We start from the raw sequence: 2,245 nt of genomic DNA, 5'->3' as shown, positions 1-2,245 counted from the left end.
CGTCTTCTGGGAGCTGACCTCGATCACCTCCTTCCTGCTGATCGGTTTCGACCATGCGCGGGAAGCCTCGCGCCGCGCGGCGCTGCAGGCGCTGATCGTCACGGGCGGGGGCGGGCTGTTCCTGCTGGCGGGCCTGCTGCTCCTGTGGGACGTGACCGACGTCACGCAGTTCTCGCTGCTCATGTCCTTCGGCCCGGAGGTGCGGGCAAGCCCGTTCTATCTGGCGATCCTGTTTCTCATGCTGGGCGGCGCCTTTACTAAGTCGGCGCAGTTTCCGTTTCATTTCTGGCTGCCCAACGCGATGGAGGCGCCCACGCCCGTCTCGGCCTACCTGCATTCCGCGACCATGGTGAAGGCCGGCGTCTACCTCCTGATGCGGCTCACTCCGGTGATGGGCGCAACGCCCGCCTGGGAGACGATCCTGCCGGCCATCGGCGGCCTCACGCTTTTGGTGGGGGCCGTGCTCGCCATCCGCCAGACGGACCTGAAGCTGATGCTCGCCTATACGACGGTCGCCTCGCTCGGCCTGCTGGTGATGCTGACCGGCTTCGGATCGGAACACGCGATTGCGGCGGCGGCGCTCTATCTCGTCGCCCATTCGCTGTTCAAGGGTGCGCTCTTCATGGTGGCCGGCCTTATCGATCACGAGACCGGCACGCGCGACGTCACGAAGCTCGGCGGCCTGCGCCGAGCCATGCCCATAACCTTCCTCGCCGCCCTTCTCGCCGCGCTCTCCATGGGCGGGTTGCCGCCCTTCTTCGGCTTTCTCGCCAAGGAGGAGATCTACGCCGCACTGGCCGGCGGCAATGCGCGCGCCATCGCCTTCACGACAGCCGCCGTCCTCGGCAATGCGCTGATGTTCGCCGTCGCCTTCGCGGTTGCGCTGAAACCGTTCCTCGGCACGGCCGTCGCGACACCGAAACGGGCGCATGAAGGCCCGGCGCTGCTCTGGATCGGGCCGCTGCTGCTGGCGGTGAAGGGGCTCGCCATCGGCGTCTTCTCGGGCCTGGCTCATATGCTGCTGACCTCCCCGCTCGCCTCGGCCATAGCGGGCACGCCGCAGACCATCACGATTTCGGCCGTGCCGCATATGGGCATCGCGCTCTATCTCTCGCTGCTGACCGTCGCCATCGGCGTCTTCGTCTTCCTGAAGCTGGATGCGGCCCGCGCGGCGGCCGACCGGCTGATCGAGGATATCGGCTGGGGCCCGGACAGGGGCTTCGACCAGGCGATGCGCGGCCTCGTGCGCGTCTCGACGCGGGTCACGCGCCTGACCCAGCCCGGGCTCATGGAAATCTACATGACGGCCACCTTCGTCGTGGTCGCGCTGGCGCTCCTGGTGCCGCCGGCACTCTACGGAGAATGGCCGCGCGCGCCGGTCTGGCCTGCCGACATGCCGTTCCACGAACTGGCGGTCATGGCGCTCGCCGCGCTTGGCATCGTCGCCGTGCTGATGGCCAGCAACCGGCTGACGGCCATCGTGGCGCTCGGCATCCAGGGCTTCTGCGTCGCGATGCTCTTCCTGCTGTTCGGCGCGCCGGACCTCGCCTTCACGCAATTCATGATCGAGACGCTTTCCGTCGTCATCCTGGCGCTCGCCATGACGCGGCTGAAGCTGACGCCGCGCGACCATCGCCCGCTGCGCGAAAAGATCCCCGATGCCGTGATCGCCATCGCCTGCGGTTTCGGCTTCGCGCTCTATTTGCAGCGGGTCACGCAGGGGCGCTTCGACAGCGCGCTCACCGATTTCTTCAACCTCTATTCCAAGACGATCGCCCACGGCGCCAATGTGGTGAACGTCATCATCGTCGATTTCCGCGGCACCGATACGCTCGGCGAAATCGCCGTCGTCATGGTCACGGGGCTGGCGATCCTCTCCCTGATCCGCATCCGCAAGGGGAGGGTCGGTTCGTGATCGTTCGTGCCCGTTGCTACCCCCCGCTGAGTGTCCACGCCGATGCCGCTCTTCCCTTCTCCCCAGCGGGGAGAAGGTGGCCCGAAGGGTCGGATGAGGGGGTGGAGCGAACGATAGTCCCGATCTCTGCCTGCTTTCAGCTACCCTTGCATCCGCGAGGACAGGGTCGGTTCGTGACCGTTCGTGCCCGTTGCTACCCCCCTCTGGCCTGCCGGCCATCTCCCCCACAAGGGGGGAGATCGGTTGCGGCGCGTGCCTCACTTCATCGGCCACATCGGAGATGGGCTAAACGGTGCGCCATCCAATCTCCCCCTTTGTGGGGGAGATGCC

At 66.8% G+C, this 2,245-nt stretch carries 1 protein-coding gene; it reads left to right on the top strand.

Going from position 1 to position 2,245, the window contains the following annotated elements:
• Positions 1-1,915 (top strand): hydrogen gas-evolving membrane-bound hydrogenase subunit E (mbhE, locus tag ACOJTB_RS09315; protein WP_420102249.1); only part of this gene is annotated, 1,915 nt, incomplete at its 5' end.
• Between the last annotated feature and the right edge of the window lie 330 nt (positions 1,916-2,245).

Origin of the sequence: Allobosea sp. (assembly GCF_048595345.1) — a bacterium.
Taxonomy (GTDB): domain Bacteria; phylum Pseudomonadota; class Alphaproteobacteria; order Rhizobiales; family Beijerinckiaceae; genus Allobosea.
The sequence above is the reverse complement of the archived record's forward strand: the minus strand, read 5'-3'. Positions and strand labels throughout refer to the sequence as shown.